Origin of the sequence: Acrocarpospora corrugata, from assembly GCF_009687845.1 — a bacterium.
Classification (GTDB): Bacteria; Actinomycetota; Actinomycetes; order Streptosporangiales; family Streptosporangiaceae; genus Acrocarpospora; species Acrocarpospora corrugata.
In genome coordinates this window covers 81,241-101,621 of sequence record NZ_BLAD01000056.1, presented here as the reverse complement: position 1 = coordinate 101,621, position 20,381 = coordinate 81,241, and the positions used below count along the sequence as shown (strand labels likewise).

Below are 20,381 nucleotides of genomic sequence, written 5' to 3'. Positions count from 1 at the left end.
GGCATCATGGGGCAAACAATCATCGTGCAGGACCTACAGAAACGGTATGGAGATGTCCATGCCGTCGATGGAGTGTCCTTCTCCGTCGAACAGGGCGAGTTCTTCGGCATCCTCGGCCCGAACGGCGCGGGAAAAACCACCACCCTGGAGATCATCGAAGGTCTCCGCGAGGCGGACTCCGGCACCGTCGAGGTCCTCGGCATGTCACCGTGGCCCCGCAACTCCCGCCTGCTCCCGAAGATCGGGGTGCAGCTCCAGGCGTCCTCGTTCTTCGAGCGCCTGACGGCGCGTGAGCAGATCCGCACGTTCGCCTCCCTGTACGGCATCCCCGCCAAGAAGGCCGACGACATGCTCTCCGTCGTCGGCATGGAGGACAAGGCCGGCACCCGGTCCGAGCAGCTCTCCGGCGGGCAGGCGCAACGGCTGTCGATCGCCTGCGCCCTGGTGCACGAGCCGGAAGTGCTGTTCCTGGACGAGCCGAGCGCCTCTCTCGACCCGCAGGCCCGCCGCAACCTGTGGGACCTGCTGCGCGCGATCAACGACGCGGGCCGCACGGTGGTGCTGACCACCCACCACCTGGACGAGGCGGAGTCGCTCTGCGACCGGGTCGCCATCATGGACCACGGCAAGATCCTGGAACTCGGCCCGCCCGCCGCCCTGGTCCGCGGTCTGGACAGCGCCACCCACATCAGCCTCGCCGCCGGCACGCTCACCGTGCCCGCCGCCCAGGAGCTGGCCGGCCCGGACGCGAGCGTGGTCGACGACGGCGTGTCGCTGACCTTCGCCACGCACGCCCCCGCGCCGCTGCTGACCGCGCTGGCCGAGCGCAACCTGCTGACTGGCATCTCGGTCAGGGGCGCCACCCTCGAAGACGTCTTCCTGCAGCTCACCGGACGGGAGTACCGCGCGTGACCCCTTTCAGGTCGCTCTCCCGGGCCATGCTGCTCGGCTTCGTCCGCGACAAGTCCAGCCTGTTCTTCACCATTCTGTTCCCGCTCATGTTCCTGGTGCTGTTCGGGGCGATCTTCACCAACCAGGGCGTCTCCAAATCGAAGATCATCCAGATCGGCCAGGTCGCGATCCTGGACCAGGCGCCCGGGGTCGGCGAGATCCTGGAGATCACCAAGCAGAACGATCTCGCCGCCGCCCAGGAAGAGGTGCGCAAGGGCGACTACGAGGCCGTCGTGCGGCAGCAGGGCGACCGCTACGAGCTCTACTACTCGGCCGCCGACCAGGTCAGGTCCGCCACCGTACGCGGCGTGTTCGGCCAGCTGGTCGGGCAGGCCAACGCGGCCGGGGTGCCGCAGCGGTTCACGCTCGCCGCCGAACAGGTCGAGGACGAATCCCTAAAAATCATTCAATATGTGACGCCGGGCCTGCTGAGCTGGGCGATCTCGATGGGCGCCACCTTCGGCGCGGCCATGACGCTGGTGACCTGGCGGCAGAAGAAGATCCTGCGGCGGCTCCGGCTGGCCCCGGTCAACACCACCACCGTCGTGTCGGCCCGGGTCGGCGCGAGCGTCGCGATCGCGCTGGTGCAGACGGCGATCTTCCTGGGCGTGGCCAGCCTGCCGCTGTTCGGGCTGCAACTCTCCGATTACTGGTGGATGTGCATTCCGCTGGTCATCGCCGGGACGCTGGTGTTCATGGCGATCGGTATGCTGGTCGGCGGGCTGGCCAAGACGTCGGAGGCGGCCGCGGGCATGGCCAACCTGATCGTGCTGCCGATGGCGTTCCTGTCCGGCACGTTCTTCCCGCTGGACACGGCGCCGCAGTGGCTGCAGACGTTGTCCAACATTTTCCCGATGAAGCATCTGAATCAGGGCATGCAGGACGTCATGGTGCGTGGGCAGGGACCGGCCAGCATCCTGCCGGAGCTGGGCATCATTCTCGGGTTCGGGGTGGTCATCGCGGTGATCGCGGTGTCGCTGTTCCGCTGGGATGACGTGTAGAAAACACGAAATCGCCCGCCCGGTGCCGGGGCGGGCGACTCGGAGAGCCTTACTTGACGACGAGCGTCCGGACCTTCTTGGTGTAGATCCAGCCCTTGAGGCCGAGCTCCTTCAGAGCCTGGCGGTCCAGGTCACCGGCGCCGGTGGGCACGTCGTAGGCGATCGCGCCCAGCTCGGCGTACTGGTAGCCGCGGGTGTTCTTCTTGGTCTTGAACTGGATGGTGAGCCGGTCGCTCTCGTCCGCCTCAAGGATGTGCGGCGTCCAGCACCAGAACTCGCGGGCGAGCCAGTCGCACTGGGTGCCCTTCGGACCGGTCCAGTAGAGCTTCTTCTTGGTGTCGACGCTCTTGGGGAGCGTGCCGCCGATCCAGTAGTAGTCCGCGGCGTGCGGGCCGGTGTTGGTGGCGGTGAACGAGTACTTGATCCAGCCGCCGGCCTTGGCCTTCTTGGTGTACTTCACGTTCGAGATCTTGAACACCGAGAAGGGCTCGTCGACCTTCGCGGCGGCCGGGGTGGCCACGAACAGGGTGGCGCCCACGAGTGGGGCCAGCGCGAGGCTGGCGATCTTGACGATCGGGTGCGGCATGAGGATGTCTCCAGGAGGACGAAGGGGGGCAGCAACTTTCAAAAGCCCCCAAATGAACCGGAAAGATTTTTACCAGTTTTTGGGACAATACGTAAAGAAGTTTTGCTTTACGTGCCCTAATCGTCCCTCCGGCCTCTTGGAGCGGTCTTGTCGCCCACTAGAGCAGCAGGTGGGTGTCCCCGAACTCGTGCCACAGGTAGCCCTCGGCCAGCGCCGCCCGGTAGGAGGCCGCGACCAGGTCCGCCCCGGCGACGGCGGACAGCATCATCAGGTGGCTGCTGCGCGGCTCGTGCAACCCGGTGATCAGGCCGTCCACCGCTCGTACGCCTTCGGCGGGCGTCACGATGTGGGAGGTACAGCCGGATACCGCCCGGACTGTTCCGTCCAGGGCGGCCGTCTCCAGGGCGCGGACCACCGTGGTGCCGACCGCGATCACCCGGCCGCCCGCCGCGCGGGTCATGGTGACCAGCCGAGCCGTCTGCTCCGGGACGGCGAACCGCTCGGCGTAGGGCGGTTCGTCCTTTTCGGGGGAGGCCACCCCAGTGTGCAGGGTGATCGGGGCGACCGAGATCCCCCGGGCGACCAGATCGGTGACCAGCGGCGTGGTGAACGGGCGGCCCGCGCTCGGCATCTCGGCGCTGCCCGGTTCGACGGCGAACACGGTCTGGTAGTCGGCCAATGGCCAGTCCCGCTCGACGTACGAGTAGCGGATCGGAGTCCCGTGTTTCGCCAGGTAGGCGGGCACGTCACGGTCCAGGAGGGCGCGCCACAGGCGGGGCGTCTCGGGCGCGATCAGGCGCAGCGTGGCCCTGCCGGGCAGCGGTAGCCACTCGCCGGCGGAGCCGCCCAGGTAGGGCTCGGTGGCCGTCGGGGTACGGCGGCGCAGTTCCACCAGCCACTCGCCGGACGGGAGCTCGGTGGAGAAATGCACCGCCAGCCGGTCCAGCCGGACGGCGGCCGGAAGCGTTGCAGAATTGTTGACCACCAGGAGATCACCGGGCGCGAGGATCGACGGCAGCTCGGCGAACCCGTGGTGGGTGATCGCGCCGGTGTCCCGCCGGGAGACCATCAGCCGGACCGCGTCCCTGGCCAGCCCCCGCGCCTCCGGCGGCTCGTGCGCCTCCCGGATCGGCGGGAGCGCGAAATCGATGCTCACGCCAGCTCCCCCCGGGTGAACCGGCCACTGGCCGGACGCCGGGCCAGCAGCGAGAGCAGCGCGGGCGCGACCACATCCGGCTCGTCCGCCTGCGCCGCCTCCTCCGCGCCGACCGCGTCCGCGAGCATCCCGGTCCGCATCTCACCCGGATCCACCCACCAGACCGCGACCTCCGGCTCCTCGGCGGCCAGCACCCGCGACAACTGCTCCAGCGCGGCCTTGGTGGCCCCGTAACCACCCCACCCCTCGTACGCCTCGACCGCCGCGTCAGAAGACACATTGATGATCGCCCCCTGCTGCTTCCTGAGCGACGGCAGCGTGGCCTGAATCAACGCCAGCGGCGCGAGCACATTGCTCTCCAACAGCCCCCGAAGCCCATCCACGGGATAATCGGCCAGCGCGGGCAACGGCACCGGCCCCAGCCCACTCGCGTTGTTGACCAGCAAATCCAGCTCCGGTACGGCTCGCGCCAACCGCTCCCGATGCGCCGGATCGGTGACATCGCCCGGGACAGCGGTCGCCCCCAGCTCCACCGCGGCGGCGCGCAACTCCGCCTCACCGCGCGCGGTCAGCGTCAGCGCCCAGCCATCCGCGGCCAGCCCCCTGGCCAGTGCGAGCCCAAGCCCGCGAGACGCGCCGGTGATCAGTGCGTGCTTCATGTCAGACCTCTCGTGGAAGTTCGCGGGGACGACTTCCACGCTAGGAATCTGCGGGGCCGTACACATCGGGCGGAAGGCTCGCCAGAGCCGGGCTCATCGGCCTAGGCCCTCCGGCCTACCGGGGCCCAACTCCTGATCCAACCCTCCGGCCTGCCGAGGCCTGCGGTCCGGACCGACGGTTCAGTCCTCGATCTTGGTGACGCCAGTTCTGCTGACCGGCTGCGGGAGCCTCAGGCTGCTTTGCGATGGCGGCGATGGCGGAGCAGGGTCACGGTCGCCCCGATGACGAACCCGGCGACGGAGACGGCCAGAGTCCAGACGATGGGAGCAGGGTGGCCGGTCGCCGCCTTGTGTGTCCAGGCGAGCGCGACCCAGGCCAGCGCGGCGCCGAGCAGCCCGGCCGCGCCCTGGACCAGCCGGTCGAGCGCTCGCCGGGCGCTGAGGATTCGGGCGGCGGCCAGCGTGGACAGCAGGGCGAGCGCGCCCAGCGCCGAAATGATCGCCGGATGCACCGAGGGCGGGACGGCGTCCACCGTGTACGAGAACGCCTGGATCGCGCTCAGGACCATGACCACGGCGCCGATGAATCCCGCCTGAGCGAGATTGAAGTTGTTCTGCTCCTTCTGCGATTGCGCTTCCTTTTCGCGAAGCCGTTCCTTGCCTTCCAGCAGGGCACGCTCGGCGGCCACGTGCAGCAGCGGCATCACCTCGCGCACGCGCTCACGAGCCGCACCGAGATAGAGCAGGTCATCATCCAGCCGTTGATGAAACCACGCCGCCAACTCGGCGTCGTCCGCGAACAGCCCTTCCTCGCTGTCCCGATGCCGAGCCATCGTGGACATGGCGATCTCCACAGTTCGCCGCATCTCGGTCAGCCTCGTATGCCGCTGCGTGAGCCCTTTCGGCCCCGCGAGCACCCCGGTCAACAACCGAAGCGACACCTCAGGATCGACCTGCGCGTCCGGGCCCTCATCTATCTCCCGCAGCGCCGTCAGCCCCCGATCCACGGCGTTGTCCGCCTGGCCGCGAAGCTCCCGCAGATCAAACGGCTTGTGCACACGCAACTCATAGCCGACTTTCGCCACCGCAAGCAGATACGCGGCAAACGGCGGCAACTCCTCGACACGACGACTCCACGTCCGATGATCAGACTCGACACCGAACGCCACCGGAGCCACCACTTCGATGGTCCGCAGGCGGCGCGTATCACTCGGTTCCCCGACCTCGCGATATACGGCGTACAAACCATGCGCGGCAGCATCTGTGCCGGACGACTCGTTCTCCTCTACGGCGGCCAGCACTGCTTCAGCGGCGTCGGACGGCTCGTCCGTGCCCCCGCTTTCATCCAAGGCGGATGACGCGGCCTCGCCCACACTGCGTGGCCCGTTATCGCCCGCGCTGGGCGGATTGTCTTCGCCCACGCGGGAGGGTTTGCCTACGTCTATGCCGTAGGGCGCGGTCGTCTCGTAAGCGAGACGGAGGCGGGTCTCGCCTATCGCCCAGTCGGTGGTGTTGCCGGCGACGCGGGTCCATTGGGTTTCGAGGTCTGCCCAGGCGTCGGGGGAGTGGGGTTCGGGGGGTGAGAACGCCAGGGAGAGGACGAGGACGTCGTGGTGGGAGCGGATGACGGCCTGGGTCTCGTTCTGGGGGCTGTGGCGTGCGGCCAGCGGGCCGGTGGCCGGGAGGGTGTTCTGGTCGGCGAGGGGGTCGGTGGGGATGTTGGGGCGAGGGTGGGGTTCGGTGAGGGCGAAGGTGTGGACGCAGTCGGCCCACAGGGTGCGTAACCGGGGATAGTCGGTGTGCTGGGTGAACAGGTGAACCACCAGCGAATGACGGGTGAGCGTCATCGCGTGGGCTCATCCTCGGGGTCTGGCGTGCCGCCGTCCAGGGATGCGATGAGCTGGTTGATGCGGTCGCGTTCGCGGGCGGGCGGGCCGGTGGGTTCGTTGTCGAAAGTGGCGAATACGCGGACGGGGGCGAGGAGTTCCAGGTCCTGTAGGGCGTCCTGGTCGCCGTCGGCGATGGCGGGGAGGAGGGTGGCGACCTCGGCCCATTGGGCGGGGAGGAGCTCCCATTCCAGTACCTCTCTCAACAGGTCCGCACCCCGCGAGATCGTCATAGCGTGCAGCTTAGACAAGCGTCGCGTAAGGCGGAAGCGACGCCATATCGGCGCTACGGGTACGCGGGGAAGCCGAGCGACTATCCGCGGTTAGGGTGAAGTCGTGCCGGAAGTGGATGCGGGTGAGCGGGACGCGGTGCTGCATGCCGTGAGTTCCGCCGTGCTCGCGGTTACCCGGCACCTGTCGGCCCGGGAAGTGCTCCAGGTCATCGTCAGGTCCGCCAGCCGGTTGCTGGACGCCCGGTATGCGGCCCTTGGCGTACCCGACGATCAAGGAGCTTTCGCGCAGTTCGTCGCGGAGGGGATCTCGGACGAGCAGTGGGAGGCGATCGGGCCGACGCCGCGGCAGCACGGCATGCTCGGCGCGATGCTCCGCGACGGCGCTCCGGTGCGGCTCCCCGACCTCCGGCGTGATCCGCGATTCGAATGGTGGCCGAAGGCGCATCCGGTGATGAAGGACTTTCTCGGGGTGCCGATTCTGGACGGGGATCAGATCCTCGGGATCATCTTCCTGGCCAACAAGCGCACCCCCGGCGGCTTCACCGCCGCCGACGAGGAACTGCTCACGCTGTTCGCCGCGCACGCCGCCATCGCCCTGATCAACGCCCGCCTGTACGAGCGCAGCCGTGAACTCACCGTCATCGAGGAACGCACCCGGATGGCCAGGGAACTCCACGACGCCGTCACCCAGAAACTCTTCTCGCTCCGCCTGACCGCCCGCGCCGCGTCCGCACTGCTGGAATCCGATCCGGCCAGAGCCGCCCGCGAACTCGACCAGGTGCAGCGCCTCGCCGGCGAAGCCCTGGCCGAACTCCGCGCAGTCATCGTCGAACTCCGACCGGCCGAACTGGACCGGCACGGCCTGATCGAAACCCTGCGCAAACACGTCGCGCTGCTGGACCGGCTGCATCCGGTGCGCCTGTCGTTCACGTTCGAGGGCGAACCGCCGACGGATCTGCCCCCGGCCGCCGAGGTGGCCGTGCTCCGGGTCGCCCAGGAGGCACTGCACAACGCCCTCAGGCACGCCGAATCCTGCGAGATCACCGTCACCCTCACCCATGACCGGCCGCGACTCGTCCTGGAGATCGCCGACGACGGCAAAGGCTTCGACCTGACCGACGCGGAGTCCCGCGGGCTCGGCCTCGCCTCCATGCGGGACCGCGCCGAGTCCGCCTGCGGCTCCCTCGACATCACCCCCAACCCTCATGGAGGTACGGCGGTGCGGCTGGTGGTCCCGCTATGACCGAAATGATCAGAGTCCTGATCGCCGACGACCATCCGATCGTCCGGCAGGGACTACGGACATTCCTGGAGGTCCAAGGCGACATCGAGGTAGTCGGCGAAGCCGGGGACGGCTCCGAGGCGGTGGCCCTGGCGGCCTCACTCGATCCCGACGTGCTCCTGCTCGACCTCAAGATGCCCAGCCTGGACGGTCTCGGCGCGCTGGAGGAACTGGCCGCCAAGGACCTGAAAGTCCGCGCCATCATCCTGACCTCGGTCACCGAACGCGGCGACGTGGCTCCCGCCATGCGCGCCGGCGCGGCGGGTTTCCTCTACAAGGACGTGGACCCGGTGGCCCTGGTCCGAGCCATCCGCGCGGTCCACGGCGGCCAGGTCCTCCTCGCCGCCGAGGCCGCCGACGCCATGCTCGACAGCCCGCAGGCCACTCCCCCCGCCACGCCGATCCTGCTCACCGAACGCGAACGCGAGGTCCTCACCCTCATCGCGGGCGGTCGCTCCAACCGGGAGATCGCCCGCGAACTCCTGGTCGCCGAGAAAACCGTGAAGACCCACGTCTCCAACGTCCTGATGAAACTAGGCGTCCAAGACCGCACCCAGGCCGCCCTCTACGCCGTACGAAACGGCTTGGCGTGAGGTAGGCCAAGAGGGTGAGACAGGGCCAGACTGGCGCTCACCGGTGCGCCAGTTGCGGCCAGGCTCACGCTTCTAGGCGTCGGTGTCTTTGGGGTGACGAGGCGATGCGTAGACAATCCAGACAGTGTGGTTGGCGTCATCGATTACGTACCGGACGCGCCCGCCACTGGTCACCTCGTACTCCCATTGCTCCAGGTCCTCGCCGTTGTGGCGATGGATAGCAAGGTCACCGCGCAGCCGATGCTGTCGTTCGTGATCGCCTCGTGAGCGTGGATCGGTGCGTAGTGTCTCGAAGCAGCGGGCGGGTATTGGCCAAGGCGTGGCGGCACAGTTCTTCCCAGCCCTTGACCGCGTCGCTGGTGCCGAACCGTAGATCCCATTGGCCATCCGGCGGTGGAACGGTGACCCGGTCTCCCCGCTTGGGGCTCACGCCGAGACCTTGACAGGGCCGAAATCGCCCTTGGTGGCTTTGCGTGCCTTGGCGTGCTGCGATGGGTCGGCCTTGATCCGGGCGGTGGCCCGCCAGCCTGCGATGACCTCCTGTGTGGTGGCGTCGACGTCCAGCTCCGCGGCGTCCGAGAGCGCCTCGACCAGTTCGAGGGTGAAGGAACGCAACTCGTCCGAGGTGAGGTGGCGTGCCCAAGGAAAAACCTCGGGCATGGCGATGACGAGCGCACGGGCAGTCGGATCATGTTTGATCAAGGCGAGGAACAGGCGGGACGCCGTGGCCAGCGTCAGCTCCCGCTGATCTTCACGGTCGGCGGCCGTCAGGTAGAAGTCCGGGGCGTCGCGGTGAGTGACACGGACCCTGCCCAGACTGGCGGCACGTTCGGCCACCGCTCGGGGATTCCTTGACAGGTCCGAGAAGGTTACGGCGTCGGCATGGCTGGCGGTCATGCCACCATCGTAAGTCAGAACACGTTCTGATAGATGGCTACCCGCAAGCTCAGCCCCAAGCAAGGACGGACGGACTCTCACTTGTGGGGTGAGACGGGCCTGGCGTGAGGTGTGGCCAGGCCCGTGCTTGGTAGGGCCTGGTGTCAGGTGCCCTTTTTGCGGTTGCGGTCGGGGGTGCGGCTTGGGGTGGGCTTCGGGGGCGGGGGGACGTAGACGCGGGAGCCAGGGGAGACGATCTTGGTTTTTACTGTTCTGGTGGTGATCCAGCCCTTGATGCCCAGGTCTTTGAGTTGGCGTTTGTCCAGGTTGTCGGCGCCGGTGGGGACGTCGTAGGTGATGGCGCCGAGTTTGGTGGACAGGGTGCCGCGGGTGCCCTTGAGCAGGGTGATCTGGATGGTCAGCCAGGTGGAGTCGGTCTCGCCCTCGGCGGGGTTGGGGTAAAGGACCGGTGGCGGCCAGCACCAGAATTCGCGGCCTTCCCAGAGGCAGTCCGTGCCCTTCGGGCCGCCCCATTTGAGAGTGCTCACGATGCCTTTAGGGAGAATGCCGCCAATGTAGTAATAATCGGCGCTGTGTGGTCCGATGTTGGTGATCTGGAAGCTGTAGGTGATCTTGCTTCCGGCTTTGACCTTCTTCGGATAGCTCACGTGGTGGATCTTGAAGTTCGCATAGGGAGCCTTCGCCTGCGGGGTCGCGGGGGCCGTGACGGCCGGGGCGGTGGTCGCGGCGGCGGGCGGTGCGGTGAGTGCGAGCGGAACTAAGAGGGTTAGCCCTGCGAGCATGCCAGCGGTGCGGCGCATGGGAGTCTCCGTTGGATGAGTCATGGTAATCCCCGTATATCCGATGATTATCACTTTGGAATGAAGAGAGCGATCTTCTCTCACTAGAATCCGGGTCGTAAAATTTGGTGATTCGGGATGATGGGGGAGCCCGACGTGGCGCAGACACAACCACTCCGTCCCGATGATCCGGTCTCGCTCGGGGAGTACCGCCTGGTCGGGCTGCTGGGCGAGGGCGCGCAGGGCGTGGTGTACGCGGGCACCGGACCCGACGGCGAGGACGTGGCGATCAAGCTGCTCCGGGCCCGGCTCGGTGAGACGGGCGTGGACGACGCCGACGGGTTCCTGCGGGAGGTCTCGGCCGCCCGCCGGGTCGCCCAGTTCTGTACGGCTCAGGTGCTGGGCGCGTTCATGGACGGCGAGCATCCGTACATCGTGAGTGAGCTGGTCGACGGGGTTTCGCTGCAGCGTGTCGTGCACGACGAGGGCCCGCGCCGGGACGGCGCGCTGTACCGGCTGGCGGTGGGGACGATCACCGCGCTGGCCGCCATTCACCGGGCCGGGATCGTGCACCGCGATTTCAAGCCGAGCAACGTGCTGCTCGGCCCGGACGGGCCGCGGGTGATCGATTTCGGTATCTCGCGGGCGCTGGACGCGTCGGTGACGCTGTCCAGTGGGGTGGTGGGGACGCCGGCGTACATGTCGCCAGAGCAGATCGGCGGGCAGCGGGTCGGGCCGCCGTCCGACCTGTTCAGCTGGGCGGTCACGATGATCTACGCGGCCACCGGGGGGCCCGCGTTCGGGTTCGACAGCCTGCCCGCCGTGATCTACCGGGTGATCAACGAGGAGCCGGACGTCTCCCAGTTACCCGACCGGCTGCGCCCGCTCGTCCAGTCCTGCCTGGCCAAACGGCCCGAGGACCGGCCGACGGCGGCCGAGGCGCTGTTCGTCCTGCTCGACCAGCAGGGCGCCGAGAGGAACGATCTCGAACGGTCGATGACCGCCGGCCTCCAGGTCGCCGCGGCACCGGCCAACCCGTTCACGTCCCCGTCGTACGAGCCGAGAGAGGAACGCCCGGCCAATCCGTTCGCTTCGCCGTCGTATGAGCCGAGAGAGGAGCATTCGGGCAATCCGTTCGCTTCGCCGTCGTACCAGCGGCGACCGGCCGATCCGTCGCACGAGCGGAGAGACGAGCACTCGGTCACGGTCAATCATCGGTTGCCGGACCCGGTGTTCTTCCCGGAGACCGACGAGCCGCGCGCTGGCCAACGGGCCAAACTGGTCGCCGGCGCGCTCGCCGTCGTGCTGGCGCTCGCCGCCACCGCGCTGTTCGTGGTGCCCAGCATGTTCGCCGCTGACGACGAGGCCAAGGTCGCGGTTGTCGCCCAGATCACCTCCTCCGCCATCCCGCCGCTTATCGTCGCGACCCCGTCGTCCACTCCGTCATTCACCCCCGACCCTGTCGCCACGCCCAGCGCGCCCCCGGCCGTGGGCAAGCCGATCGGCAAGGCGCTGTCCGGTCACCGGGGCGCGGTCTACTCGGTCGCCGCCGCCAACGTCGGCGGCACCCAGGTCCTGATCTCCACCGGTCTGGACCGTCAGGTACGCCTCTGGAACGCGGACAGCCGCAAATCCATCGGCAAACCGATGACCGGCCACTTCGACGAGGTGTACGCGGTGGCCGCCGCCACCGTCAGCGGGCGCGCCCTGGCCGTCACCGGCAGCCGGGACGGCACAGTCCGGGTCTGGGACCTGAAGAAGCGCAAGGCGCTCGGCGGCCCGATGCGCGGCCACTCCAACGCCGTGTACGCGGTCGCCGTCGGCAAGGTCGGCGACAGATGGGTCATCGTCTCCGGCGGAGCGGACGGTCGGATCCGGATGTGGGACCTCGAGAAGCGCAAACCGATCGGCCGCGCCATCGCCGCCCACCGAAACGTGATCAACTGGCTGGCCCTGGGCAAACGGGACGGCAAGACCATCATCATCTCGGCGAGCGAGGACCGCACACTCCGGATGTGGAGCGCATCCACCCGGAAGCGGGTCGGCGCGACGTTCCGGGCACACAAGAAGCCGGTCTACTCGGTCACCACCGGCGTACTCGACGGCCGCGACGTCATCGCCTCCGGCGGCGAGGACAACAAGATCAGAATCTGGGACCCGAAGACCGGAAAGGCCGTCGGCAAGACGCTCACCGGGCACAAGAACAATGTCTACTCACTGGCCTTTGGCGAGGTGAACGACCATCCCGTGCTGGTATCCGGAAGCACCGACGGCACGATCCGGCTGTGGGACCTCGAGACGTACCGGGCACTCGGAAAAGCGGTCAAAGCCCACAAGGGCGGGGTCTTCTCCGTCGACTTGGTGGAGATCGACCGCAAACCAGTGATCGTCTCAGCAGGCAAAGACCGACGCCTGAAGATGTGGCAGATCAAGATGTCCTGAGCTCCACGGAAGACGTGGCGGTCAGGGCCTTGGGGGCTCCACTGAAGATGTGGCAGATCAGGGCAGAAGATGTGGCGGTCAGGGCGCTCCGCGCTCAAGCGAACGTGGCGGGCCAGGGCGTGTGGTGGTCAGGGCGCTCAGCTGAGGATGCGGTAGATCAAGGCGTTTTGAGCTCCACGATCGCGTGGTGGGCGGCGATTCTGGCTCGGCGTACCGCGCGGTCGAGGTCGCGGAGGGCCTCGCTGCGGGTGGTCAGTTGGACGGAGGTGAGGCCGCGTTCGTCGGCCAGGCGCAGGGCCAGGGCCAGCCGGGCGGCCAGCGCGCCCAGGCGGTGCGCCCGGCCGGGATATCCGGGGGCGAGCGCGTCGTCGGCGCCGTCCAGTGACGGGAAGCCCTGGGTGGGGCCGTCAATGCCGACCAGCGCGTCGGTCGCGGAACGCATGGTCAGCATGAGCGCGCGCTCGGCTTCCGCCAGCTGCGGCACGTCCGCGTCCGCGGCGGTGGCCGGCAGTGTCGCCCAGCGCACCCCCGCGTAGGACGAGCCGCGCCGATCCTCGGCGGGCACCAGCCCCAACCGCCGCCCGGCCAGTACGGCGATCGCCGCCTGCTCCGCCGCCACCGCCGCACGGGTGAACTCGGGCGGCCCGCACAGGCCGAGCGGATCCCCCGGCGCGGGCAGCGCCAGCCGGAACGACGTCAGCCCTTCGCCGCGCAGCTCCGCCAGGAACCCGCGCAACGGCACGTCAGACAGCTCCACGACCGAAGCGGAGACCACAGGAGGGGGAACGAGCGGTTCGGTGGCTGGGGACGCGTCCAGGGGCACGGCCACGAGCTGCGGGCCCGCGGCGCGTTCGACCCGGTCCACGGCCTCGTCCAGCCCGACGTGCCCGGTCAGCCAGGCGTTGCCCCAGGCGACGAGGGTGGCGGAGATCGGTGAATCGGTGCGCACCCGATCCACGATATGCGCTCGTCCTGCAATAGGTTTTGTCTGAGCGGGTTCGAACGGGAGGGGGACTGTCGTGGGCGGTCAGGTGCTTCAGCTGCAGGACGTTGCCGTCCGGAGGGACGGCGCCTCGCTCTTGCGCGGCATCGACTGGACCGTGCGCGAGGACGAACGGTGGGTCGTGATCGGTCCCAACGGCGCTGGCAAGACCACGTTGTTGCAGGTCGCGGCCGCATTGTTGTTTCCCACCGAAGGTTCGGTGGAGATCCTCGGCGAGCGTCTCGGCCAGACCGACGTGTTCGAGCTGAGGCCCAGGATCGGCCTGGCCAGTTCGGCGCTGGCCGAACGGGTGCCGCCCGAGGAGAAGGTCATCGACCTGGTGCTGACCGCGTCATACGCGATTCTCGGCCGTTGGACGGAGGAGTACGACTCCAACGACGTGACCCGCGCGGTCGAATTAATCGATCAACTCGGCTGCGCGCATCTGATCCGCCGGCGGTTCGGGACATTGTCGGAGGGTGAGCGCAAGCGGGTGCAGATCGCGCGGGCGCTGATGCCCGACCCGGAGCTGCTGCTGCTGGACGAGCCCGCCGCCGGGCTGGACGTGGCCGCCCGCGAGGATCTGGTCCGGCGGCTGTCCGCGCTGGCCCTGGACCCGAAGTCGCCGACCATGGTGCTGGTCACCCACCACGTCGAGGAGGTGCCGGCCGGGTTCACCCACATGATGCTGCTCCGGCATGGTTCGGTGGTCGAGCAGGGTCCGGTGGAGCAGGTGATGACGAGCGACAACCTGTCCAAGACGTTCGGGGTGCCGCTCGGCCTGGATCGCGGCGACAACGGCCGGTGGTACGCGCGGCCCTTCTGATATGTCGTCTTAATCCACGCGTATGAGTAAAACCAAATAGCATTCCAGCCGGGGTCAAAGACTGGAGTGAGAGCATGGTTGAGCTCATCGCCGCCCTGATCGTGGTTGGTGTCGCGGGATTTGCCCTGGCCAGAACGATCAGAATTGTGCCACAGGCAACCTCCAGAATCGTGGAGCGTTTCGGTCGTTATCACCGCACACTCAACGCTGGGCTCAACATCGTGGTGCCGTTCATCGACCGGATCAAGGTCGAAGTCGATCTTCGCGAGCAGGTCGTCACGTTTCCGCCGCAGCCGGTGATCACGTCGGACAACCTGGTCGTGTCGATCGACACGGTCATCTATTTCCAGGTGACCGATCCGAAGGCGGCGACGTACGAGATCGCGAGTTTCATCGTGGCGGTGGAGCAGTTGACCGTGACGACGCTGCGGAACGTGGTCGGCGGCATGGATTTGGAGCGCACGCTCACCTCGCGCGAGGAGATCAACAACGAACTGCGCGGGGTGCTCGACGACGCGACCGGCAAATGGGGTATTCGAGTCAACCGGGTGGAACTCAAGGCGATTGACCCGCCTGCTTCCATCCAGGACTCGATGGAGAAGCAGATGCGCGCAGACCGTGACAAACGCGCCGCCATCCTCACTGCCGAAGGCAGCAAGCAGTCCGCCATCCTCACCGCCCAGGGCGAACGCGAAGCCGCCGTCCTCAGGGCCCGCGGCGAAGCCGAAGCCGTCGTCCTCCGCGCCCAGGCCGAAGCCGAAGCCAAGGCCATGCGCGCCAAAGGCGAAGCCGACGCCATCTCCATGGTCTTCAAAGCCATCCACGACGGCGCTCCCGACGACCGCCTCCTCGCCTACCAGTACCTGAAAACCCTCCCCGAAATCGCCAAGGGCGACGCCAACAAACTCTGGATCGTCCCTTCCGAAATGGGCCGAGCCCTCGAAAACCTGGGCGGCTTCTTCAACCCCCAACGCGACACGACCGAGCCCACCCGCGCAGTCGAGTCCTCCCGCGACGCCGAAATCAACCGCGCCCCCGGTCCCGCGTCCCCCCAGGGCTCATAACAGGCATTGCCTGCCAGGCCCCGGGATTCGGACAACAGGCTGCGCTTGCGGGCCCGGGAAGTTGAACAACAGGCAGAGCCTGCGGGCCCACGATCAGAGCCTGCGAACCCGCCCTGCCGGGCTGACCCCTTTGGTGCCGGTACGGCGAGACGTGGGTCGGGCGTAAACGGCGCCGGATAACGGTGATTAACCCGACTCAGGCGGACTTGGGGTCGCCGTCTACGGGGTGTTCGACGAGGGCGAGGATGCGGTTGGACATGAAGCGGGCCGTGCGGACGGGGGTGCCGTTGCGGGTTACTTCGCTTACCTCGACGATGCTGCGGCCGGTCGTTACTTCGACGCGGCGGCCGGCTTTGGTTGCGACGACCTCGTAGGTGCGCGGGGTGCCGCCCGTATCGATGACGATTTCTACTCGATCCCCTTTCACACCCTTGTCATACCCACATTCGAGCATTTGTACGCATTTTTCAGGATGTCAGGAGTTTGGCGATCGCGGCCAGACCGACCACCACGATCACGCCGCGGAGCACCGGAGCAGGCAGTTTCCGGCCCAGCCGGGCACCGAAGAACCCGCCCACCGCCGAGCCGACCGCGATCAACACCACCGCCGTCCAGTCGACCTCGGCGATCAGGACGAACAGCAGCGCCGCCGCCGTGTTGACCAGCAGCGTGAGCAGGTTCTTGGCCGCGTTGACCCGCTGCAACTCCTCATCGAGGAACACCCCCAGCAGCCCGATCAGCACGACCCCCTGCGCCGCCCCGAAGTAGCCGCCGTACATGCCGGCCCCGAACACCCCCACCCACAGCCACGGCCCGCCATGCGGATGCGCGTACGTCCGCCGCTCGGCCAGCCAGATGTTCAGCTTCGGCTGCGCCACCACCAGCACACACGCCACCAGGATCAGCAGCGTCACGATCACCTTGAACGCCTGCTCCGGCAACCACAGCAGCAGCACCGCCCCCACCAGCGACCCCGCCACCGACGCCACACCCAGCCGCAGCATCCGCTCCCGCTGGCCGCTCAGCTCGGCCCGATACCCGAGCACACTGGCGACCCCGCCGGGAACCAGCCCGATGTTGTTGGACACGTTCGCCACCACCGGCGGCAGCCCCACCGCCAGCAACGTCGGAAACGTGATCAAGGATCCCGAGCCGACCACGGCGTTGATCCCCCCGGCCGCAATCCCAGCCGTGAATACCGCGATCGTCTCCAGCGGTGTCACCAAGAGCTCCTAACGCCCAACCGAGTCATAGAGCCCAGGTGCGCGTTTTATCCCCCTTGGACACAGACCTGGACTATGCCATCCTCCCGGAGCCGAGTTCGCAGCGAGGGTTGGGGTGCGGTGGCGGGCCCATGCACCACCGAGCCGTCGCCGACCCGGAAGACGCTCCCGTGCCAGGGACAGATCACACAGGGCGTGCCGTTGTCGGAGGCGAGCCGCCCCTGGTGCAGCGGCCCGGCCAGATGGGAGCAGCCATCGGCGAGAACGCTGACGGTAGTGCCGAGCCGGAGCACGAAAAGGTCGATGTACCCGAGACGGCGGACCACCGGCCGCCCGTTGGGCAGCCCCTGCAGGGAGCAGAGATCATGCCAGCCGGTCGGGACCAGGTGCGCGACCGACTCGGCGTGGTTGGCTCCCGCGGCCTGGCGGTAGGCCAGGTGCCCGCCGAGATACCCGGCCAGCCCGGCCGCCCCGAGCCCCGCGAAGGCAACCGTCCGCCCGGTACGGTTGCGCCCGGTGAGTCGCATGAGCAGCGAGGTGCCGTAGAGCCCCAGCGCGGTCAGATTCGCCAGCGCGTGCACGAAACCCACCCGCTGCTGCTCCCGATGCAACGACGACCAGTCCGTGATCCCAGCGGCGGCAGCAGGCAACGCCGCCGCCAACCCGGTCGCCAGCAACACCCGCGCCGCCCGCGGATCAGCCGAAGTCAGGTCAAGCACCGCCGTCGCCGCCATCGACCCCAACGTGACCATGGCCAACGGCGGATGAATCGGATGCCCAATCGGCACCCCATGCAGGAAATCACGCAACCGCCCCGGCCGAATCCTGGCCCGTACGGCCTTCGCCAGCACCCGGATCGGCGGATCAAGCCGACGGCTGTGCTCCAGCCGGTCGAGGGTTTCCGCAGGCTGAGTGATACGCGGAAACCGGCTATTCCGACGTGATTCGGTCGATTTATCCATCGATTTCACCCCCTGACACGACGTACCCGCGCGTTTGAGGCACGAACATCGAGGCATAGGAGGCCCCGGACGGCGGGGTGCCCGACACGTCAAGGCGCGAGATGTCCCCGGGCGACGGACATCTCCACCAATTCCGTCGCGAACGCCCCCAGCGTCGCCGACCCCGCCACGATGATCGCGACCTTCTCCAGCACCTGCGACGCCGTCACCTTGTACAGCGCCCAGGTGCCGCCCTCGTTGTGGTGGTTCGCCATGATCGGAGCGAGCCGGTCAAGGGCCTTCGCGAAACGCGCCTCCGGAGTCGCCCGTGCCTCGAACTCTTCCCAGAGCTCCTGGAACTCCCGCGCCTGCTCCGCCGGCAGCAAGCCGAAGATGCGCTCGGCCGCGGCCTGTTCGGCCGCCTCCTGGGCCTCCACCGCGACCACGTCGTAGATGAACGTGTCGCCGGCGTCGATTTCCACGATGTCGTGCACGAGCAGCATCCGTACCACTCGGTCCAGGTTCACGCCGGGTTCGGCGTGTTCTCCCATGACCATGGCCAGCATGCCGAGATGCCAGGAGTGTTCGGCGTCGTTCTCGCGCCGGGATCCGTCGATGAGCGTGTTGCGCCGGAGGACGCGCTTGAGTTTGTCGATCTCCAGAATGAACGTGATCTGGGCCTGCATGCGGTCCTGGTGGTGCGCGGTGGTCACGCGGGCAAGACTATTCCGCCGTGATCATCGTGTCGTCAGGATCACCGGAACCCCGTTGAACACGGCGTTGCCGGAGAGCGGGTCGATCACGTCCTCGTCGGTGAGCACGTTGGCGTTGACGCCCGCGTTCTTGGCCGCGACGGCCTGCGAACTGCCCGCGTGCCCCCACCCGTGCGGCAGGCTCACGACCCCCGGCATGATCGTGTCGGTCGGCTCCAGCGGCACGGTCAATTCGCCCTTCGCCGACCGTACTACCGCTTCCTGCCCGAGCCCCAGCCGCGCCACATCCGCCGGATTGATCTGCAGGGTGCACCGGTTGGTCCCGCCCACCAGCGGCCCCACATTGTGCAGCCAGCTGTTGTTGGACCGCAGGTGACGCCGCCCGATCAGCAGAAACTCCGGTATTTCCGCGGACAGCCGGGCGCGGAGCCGTACCAGATCGGCCACGATCCCCGCCGGGGCCAGTTCGACCCGGCCCGACGCCGTCGCCAGGTTGCCCGGAAGCCGGGGCTCCAACGCCCCGAGGTCGATCCCGTGCGGATTCTCGCGCAGCTTGCGCAGGGACAGCTCACCACCGGCCCATTCGCCGTAAGGACCGAGCCGCAGCATCGCGTCCAGGCGCAGCTCCGCGCCCGAAGACCCGTCCAGCGCGGCGCGCAACTCGGCGGCGTCGCCCGCCTTGCGCAGCATCCCGTCCAGAATGAGCTCGTCCAGCAGCGCCGGATCCGCGTCCGCCCCCTGCCCGGAGGCGATCATCGCCAGCCGGGCCAGGATCTCGGTCTCCGGCGGCGCGCCGTCCAGCGGCAGCGCGGGAGGCGAATACCTGACGTAGTTCCGCACCGCGAACCCCAGCAACGCGAAGTCGAAATGCCCGGAGTTGAGCATCCGCGGCGGCGGCAGGATCACATCCGCATGCCGCGTCGTCTCGTTCAGGTACGGATCGACGCTCACCATGAACTCAAGCCCCCGGAACGCCCGATCCAGCCGCGCGCCGTTGGGCGCCGACAGCACCGGATTCCCCGCGATCGTGATCAGCGCCCTGACCTGGCCCTCGCCCGGCGTCTCGATCTCATCGGCCAGCGTCGCCACCGGCAGCTCACCGTTGGCCTCCGGCAGCCCCCGCACCCGACTGTGCCACCGCCCCGTCTGGTACGGCTTGCGCCGCTTCGCCCCCTCGGTCGCCGGCCGCGCGAACATGGCCCCACCCGGCCGGTCCAGATTCCCGGTGAGCACATTCAGCACATCCACCAGCCACTGGGTGATCGTCCCGAACTCCGCCGTACACGTCCCGATCCGGGCGTAAACCGCGGCACTCGGCGCCGCGGCGAGTTCACGCGCCAGCCGTACGATCACGTCGGCGGGCACCCCACAGGCCCGCGCCGCGACCTCGGCGGTGAAGTCCGCGACCGCGCCCTCGACCTCCGCCAGCCCGTTGACCGGCGCGTTCACCGTCACCAGCCGTTCGGCGAAGAGCGTGTGCGCGATCCCGGCGAGCAGATACGCATCCGTCCCCGGCCGGACGAACACATGCTCATCGGCCAGGTCCGCGGTCCGGGTCCGGCGCGGATCGACGACGACCAGCCGGCCGCCCCGCTTCCTGATCGCCTTCAGCCGCCCGGGAAAGTCGGGCGCGGTGCAGAGCGAGCCATTGGACTCCAGCGGATTGGCGCCCAGCATGAGCAGATAGTCGGTCCTGTCCAGGTCGGGCACCGGGATCGCCAGCGGATCACCGAACATCAGGCCGCAGGAGACGTGCTTGGGCATCTGGTCGGCGGTGCTGGCGGAGAACACGCTCCTGGTGCCGAGGCTGCGGATGACGGCGCCGCCGTAGAGCGCCCCGGCCATCGTGTGCGCGCTCGGATTCCCCAGGTAGATCGCCCGCGCCGGCCCGGGTACGGCGGCCAGCCCCCGCTCGACCGCGGCGAACGCCTCCGGCCAGGAGACCTCGCGCCACCCGTCGCCGTCCCGGACGAGCGGCGCCCGCAGCCGGTCAGGGTCCTCGTCGAGCCGCCCGAGCGACGCCCCCTTGGGGCAGATGTATCCCTTACTGAAGGGATCTTCCCGATCGCCACGCACATCAGTGACATGTCCGGCATCGTCTACCGTGATCTTCAGGCCGCATACGGCCTCACAGAGCGGGCAGGTTCGGTGGACGACGCTCATGCGC

20 protein-coding genes are annotated in these 20,381 nt (G+C 68.1%); 7 read left to right on the top strand and 13 right to left on the bottom strand.

The features are described from left to right. The first annotated feature begins 6 nt into the window (after positions 1-6). Both Acor_RS21335 and Acor_RS21330 read left to right on the top strand, forming a co-directional pair. Complete coding sequence (locus Acor_RS21335) at positions 7-912, top strand: ABC transporter ATP-binding protein (RefSeq protein ID WP_155338467.1); 906 nt, start codon at positions 7-9, stop codon at positions 910-912. Beyond that, a complete protein-coding gene (locus Acor_RS21330; protein ID WP_155338466.1) occupies positions 909-1,952 on the top strand; it encodes an ABC transporter permease in 1,044 nt (347 codons plus the stop codon). Before Acor_RS21335 ends, Acor_RS21330 begins: the two co-directional genes overlap by 4 nt. A gap of 49 nt (positions 1,953-2,001) precedes the next feature. Here Acor_RS21330 and Acor_RS21325 read toward each other — a convergent pair whose 3' ends face one another. The 5 genes from Acor_RS21325 to Acor_RS21305 all read right to left on the bottom strand — a co-directional run bounded on the left by Acor_RS21325 (position 2,002) and on the right by Acor_RS21305 (position 6,472). After that, positions 2,002-2,538: a DUF11 domain-containing protein gene (locus Acor_RS21325; protein ID WP_155338465.1), complete on the bottom strand. Its 537-nt coding sequence runs from the start codon at positions 2,536-2,538 to the stop codon at positions 2,002-2,004. A gap of 157 nt (positions 2,539-2,695) precedes the next feature. After that, complete coding sequence (locus tag Acor_RS21320) at positions 2,696-3,694, bottom strand: S-adenosylmethionine:tRNA ribosyltransferase-isomerase (RefSeq protein WP_155338464.1); 999 nt, start codon at positions 3,692-3,694, stop codon at positions 2,696-2,698. Continuing rightward, positions 3,691-4,353, bottom strand: coding sequence for an SDR family NAD(P)-dependent oxidoreductase (locus Acor_RS21315; RefSeq protein ID WP_155338463.1), 663 nt, complete (start codon positions 4,351-4,353; stop codon positions 3,691-3,693). The genes Acor_RS21320 and Acor_RS21315 overlap by 4 nt, the downstream gene beginning before the upstream one ends. A gap of 230 nt (positions 4,354-4,583) precedes the next feature. Beyond that, positions 4,584-6,200 carry a CATRA conflict system CASPASE/TPR repeat-associated protein gene (locus Acor_RS21310; protein WP_155338462.1) on the bottom strand — a complete coding sequence of 539 codons (1,617 nt, stop codon included), beginning with the start codon at positions 6,198-6,200 and terminating at the stop codon, positions 4,584-4,586. After that, entirely contained in the window at positions 6,197-6,472 is a 276-nt protein-coding gene (locus Acor_RS21305; protein ID WP_155338461.1) for a CATRA system-associated protein, read from the bottom strand. Before Acor_RS21305 ends, Acor_RS21310 begins: the two co-directional genes overlap by 4 nt. A 103-nt stretch (positions 6,473-6,575) precedes the next feature. Between Acor_RS21305 and Acor_RS21300 the strand changes: the two genes are divergently transcribed. Together Acor_RS21300 and Acor_RS21295 are read left to right on the top strand one after the other, a co-directional pair. Further along, positions 6,576-7,715 (top strand): GAF domain-containing sensor histidine kinase, encoded by a 1,140-nt coding sequence (locus Acor_RS21300; RefSeq protein WP_246238869.1) that lies wholly within the window; start codon positions 6,576-6,578, stop codon positions 7,713-7,715. 5 nt (positions 7,716-7,720) lie between these two features. Continuing rightward, entirely contained in the window at positions 7,721-8,347 is a 627-nt protein-coding gene (locus tag Acor_RS21295) for a response regulator (protein ID WP_218034405.1), read from the top strand. A gap of 426 nt (positions 8,348-8,773) precedes the next feature. On the opposite strand, the gene Acor_RS21290 is transcribed toward Acor_RS21295, so the two are convergent. Both Acor_RS21290 and Acor_RS21285 read right to left on the bottom strand, forming a co-directional pair. Next, positions 8,774-9,244, bottom strand: coding sequence for a hypothetical protein (locus tag Acor_RS21290; RefSeq protein WP_155338459.1), 471 nt, complete (start codon positions 9,242-9,244; stop codon positions 8,774-8,776). Positions 9,245-9,387: 143 nt separating this feature from the next. After that, entirely contained in the window at positions 9,388-10,044 is a 657-nt protein-coding gene (locus Acor_RS21285) for a hypothetical protein (protein WP_155338458.1), read from the bottom strand. A 135-nt stretch (positions 10,045-10,179) separates the two neighbouring features. On the opposite strand from Acor_RS21285, the gene Acor_RS21280 reads away from it, so the two are divergent. Continuing rightward, entirely contained in the window at positions 10,180-12,465 is a 2,286-nt protein-coding gene (locus tag Acor_RS21280) for a serine/threonine-protein kinase (RefSeq protein ID WP_170317021.1), read from the top strand. 157 nt (positions 12,466-12,622) lie between these two features. Here Acor_RS21280 and Acor_RS21275 read toward each other — a convergent pair whose 3' ends face one another. Continuing rightward, positions 12,623-13,414 (bottom strand): hypothetical protein, encoded by a 792-nt coding sequence (locus Acor_RS21275; RefSeq protein WP_155338456.1) that lies wholly within the window; start codon positions 13,412-13,414, stop codon positions 12,623-12,625. A 70-nt stretch (positions 13,415-13,484) separates the two neighbouring features. Between Acor_RS21275 and Acor_RS21270 the strand changes: the two genes are divergently transcribed. Both Acor_RS21270 and Acor_RS21265 read left to right on the top strand, forming a co-directional pair. Continuing rightward, positions 13,485-14,273 carry an ABC transporter ATP-binding protein gene (locus Acor_RS21270; protein ID WP_155338455.1) on the top strand — a complete coding sequence of 263 codons (789 nt, stop codon included), beginning with the start codon at positions 13,485-13,487 and terminating at the stop codon, positions 14,271-14,273. 74 nt (positions 14,274-14,347) lie between these two features. Then, on the top strand, positions 14,348-15,337 hold the full coding sequence (locus Acor_RS21265; protein WP_155338454.1) for an SPFH domain-containing protein: 990 nt from the start codon (positions 14,348-14,350) through the stop codon (positions 15,335-15,337). 196 nt (positions 15,338-15,533) lie between these two features. Here Acor_RS21265 and Acor_RS21260 read toward each other — a convergent pair whose 3' ends face one another. The 5 genes from Acor_RS21260 to Acor_RS21240 all read right to left on the bottom strand — a co-directional run bounded on the left by Acor_RS21260 (position 15,534) and on the right by Acor_RS21240 (position 20,377). Further along, positions 15,534-15,764, bottom strand: a complete 231-nt coding sequence (locus Acor_RS21260) for a hypothetical protein (RefSeq protein ID WP_155338453.1) — start codon at positions 15,762-15,764, stop codon at positions 15,534-15,536. A gap of 40 nt (positions 15,765-15,804) precedes the next feature. Next, positions 15,805-16,560, bottom strand: a complete 756-nt coding sequence (locus Acor_RS21255; RefSeq protein ID WP_155338452.1) for a sulfite exporter TauE/SafE family protein — start codon at positions 16,558-16,560, stop codon at positions 15,805-15,807. Between the two features lie 47 nt (positions 16,561-16,607). Continuing rightward, on the bottom strand, positions 16,608-17,522 hold the full coding sequence (locus Acor_RS21250) for a Rieske (2Fe-2S) protein (RefSeq protein ID WP_155338451.1): 915 nt from the start codon (positions 17,520-17,522) through the stop codon (positions 16,608-16,610). A gap of 89 nt (positions 17,523-17,611) precedes the next feature. Then, a complete protein-coding gene (locus tag Acor_RS21245; protein ID WP_155338490.1) occupies positions 17,612-18,187 on the bottom strand; it encodes an HD domain-containing protein in 576 nt (191 codons plus the stop codon). A gap of 51 nt (positions 18,188-18,238) precedes the next feature. After that, positions 18,239-20,377, bottom strand: a complete 2,139-nt coding sequence (locus Acor_RS21240; protein ID WP_155338450.1) for a molybdopterin-dependent oxidoreductase — start codon at positions 20,375-20,377, stop codon at positions 18,239-18,241. Between the last annotated feature and the right edge of the window lie 4 nt (positions 20,378-20,381).

What these genes read in the sequence shown, in the direction of transcription:
- Acor_RS21325 (WP_155338465.1), bottom strand. Translation starts at nt 2,538, where the DNA reads ATGCCGCACCCGATCGTCAAGATCGCCAGCCTCGCGCTGGCCCCACTC.
- Acor_RS21250 (WP_155338451.1), bottom strand. Translation starts at nt 17,522, where the DNA reads ATGGATAAATCGACCGAATCACGTCGGAATAGCCGGTTTCCGCGTATC.
- Acor_RS21305 (WP_155338461.1), bottom strand. Translation starts at nt 6,472, where the DNA reads ATGACGATCTCGCGGGGTGCGGACCTGTTGAGAGAGGTACTGGAATGG.
- Acor_RS21285 (WP_155338458.1), bottom strand. Translation starts at nt 10,044, where the DNA reads ATGCGCCGCACCGCTGGCATGCTCGCAGGGCTAACCCTCTTAGTTCCG.
- Acor_RS21240 (WP_155338450.1), bottom strand. Translation starts at nt 20,377, where the DNA reads ATGAGCGTCGTCCACCGAACCTGCCCGCTCTGTGAGGCCGTATGCGGC.
- Acor_RS21310 (WP_155338462.1), bottom strand. Translation starts at nt 6,200, where the DNA reads ATGACGCTCACCCGTCATTCGCTGGTGGTTCACCTGTTCACCCAGCAC.
- Acor_RS21315 (WP_155338463.1), bottom strand. Translation starts at nt 4,353, where the DNA reads ATGAAGCACGCACTGATCACCGGCGCGTCTCGCGGGCTTGGGCTCGCA.
- Acor_RS21295 (WP_218034405.1), top strand. Translation starts at nt 7,721, where the DNA reads ATGATCAGAGTCCTGATCGCCGACGACCATCCGATCGTCCGGCAGGGA.
- Acor_RS21335 (WP_155338467.1), top strand. Translation starts at nt 7, where the DNA reads ATGGGGCAAACAATCATCGTGCAGGACCTACAGAAACGGTATGGAGAT.
- Acor_RS21245 (WP_155338490.1), bottom strand. Translation starts at nt 18,187, where the DNA reads ATGCAGGCCCAGATCACGTTCATTCTGGAGATCGACAAACTCAAGCGC.
- Acor_RS21265 (WP_155338454.1), top strand. Translation starts at nt 14,348, where the DNA reads ATGGTTGAGCTCATCGCCGCCCTGATCGTGGTTGGTGTCGCGGGATTT.
- Acor_RS21290 (WP_155338459.1), bottom strand. Translation starts at nt 9,244, where the DNA reads ATGACCGCCAGCCATGCCGACGCCGTAACCTTCTCGGACCTGTCAAGG.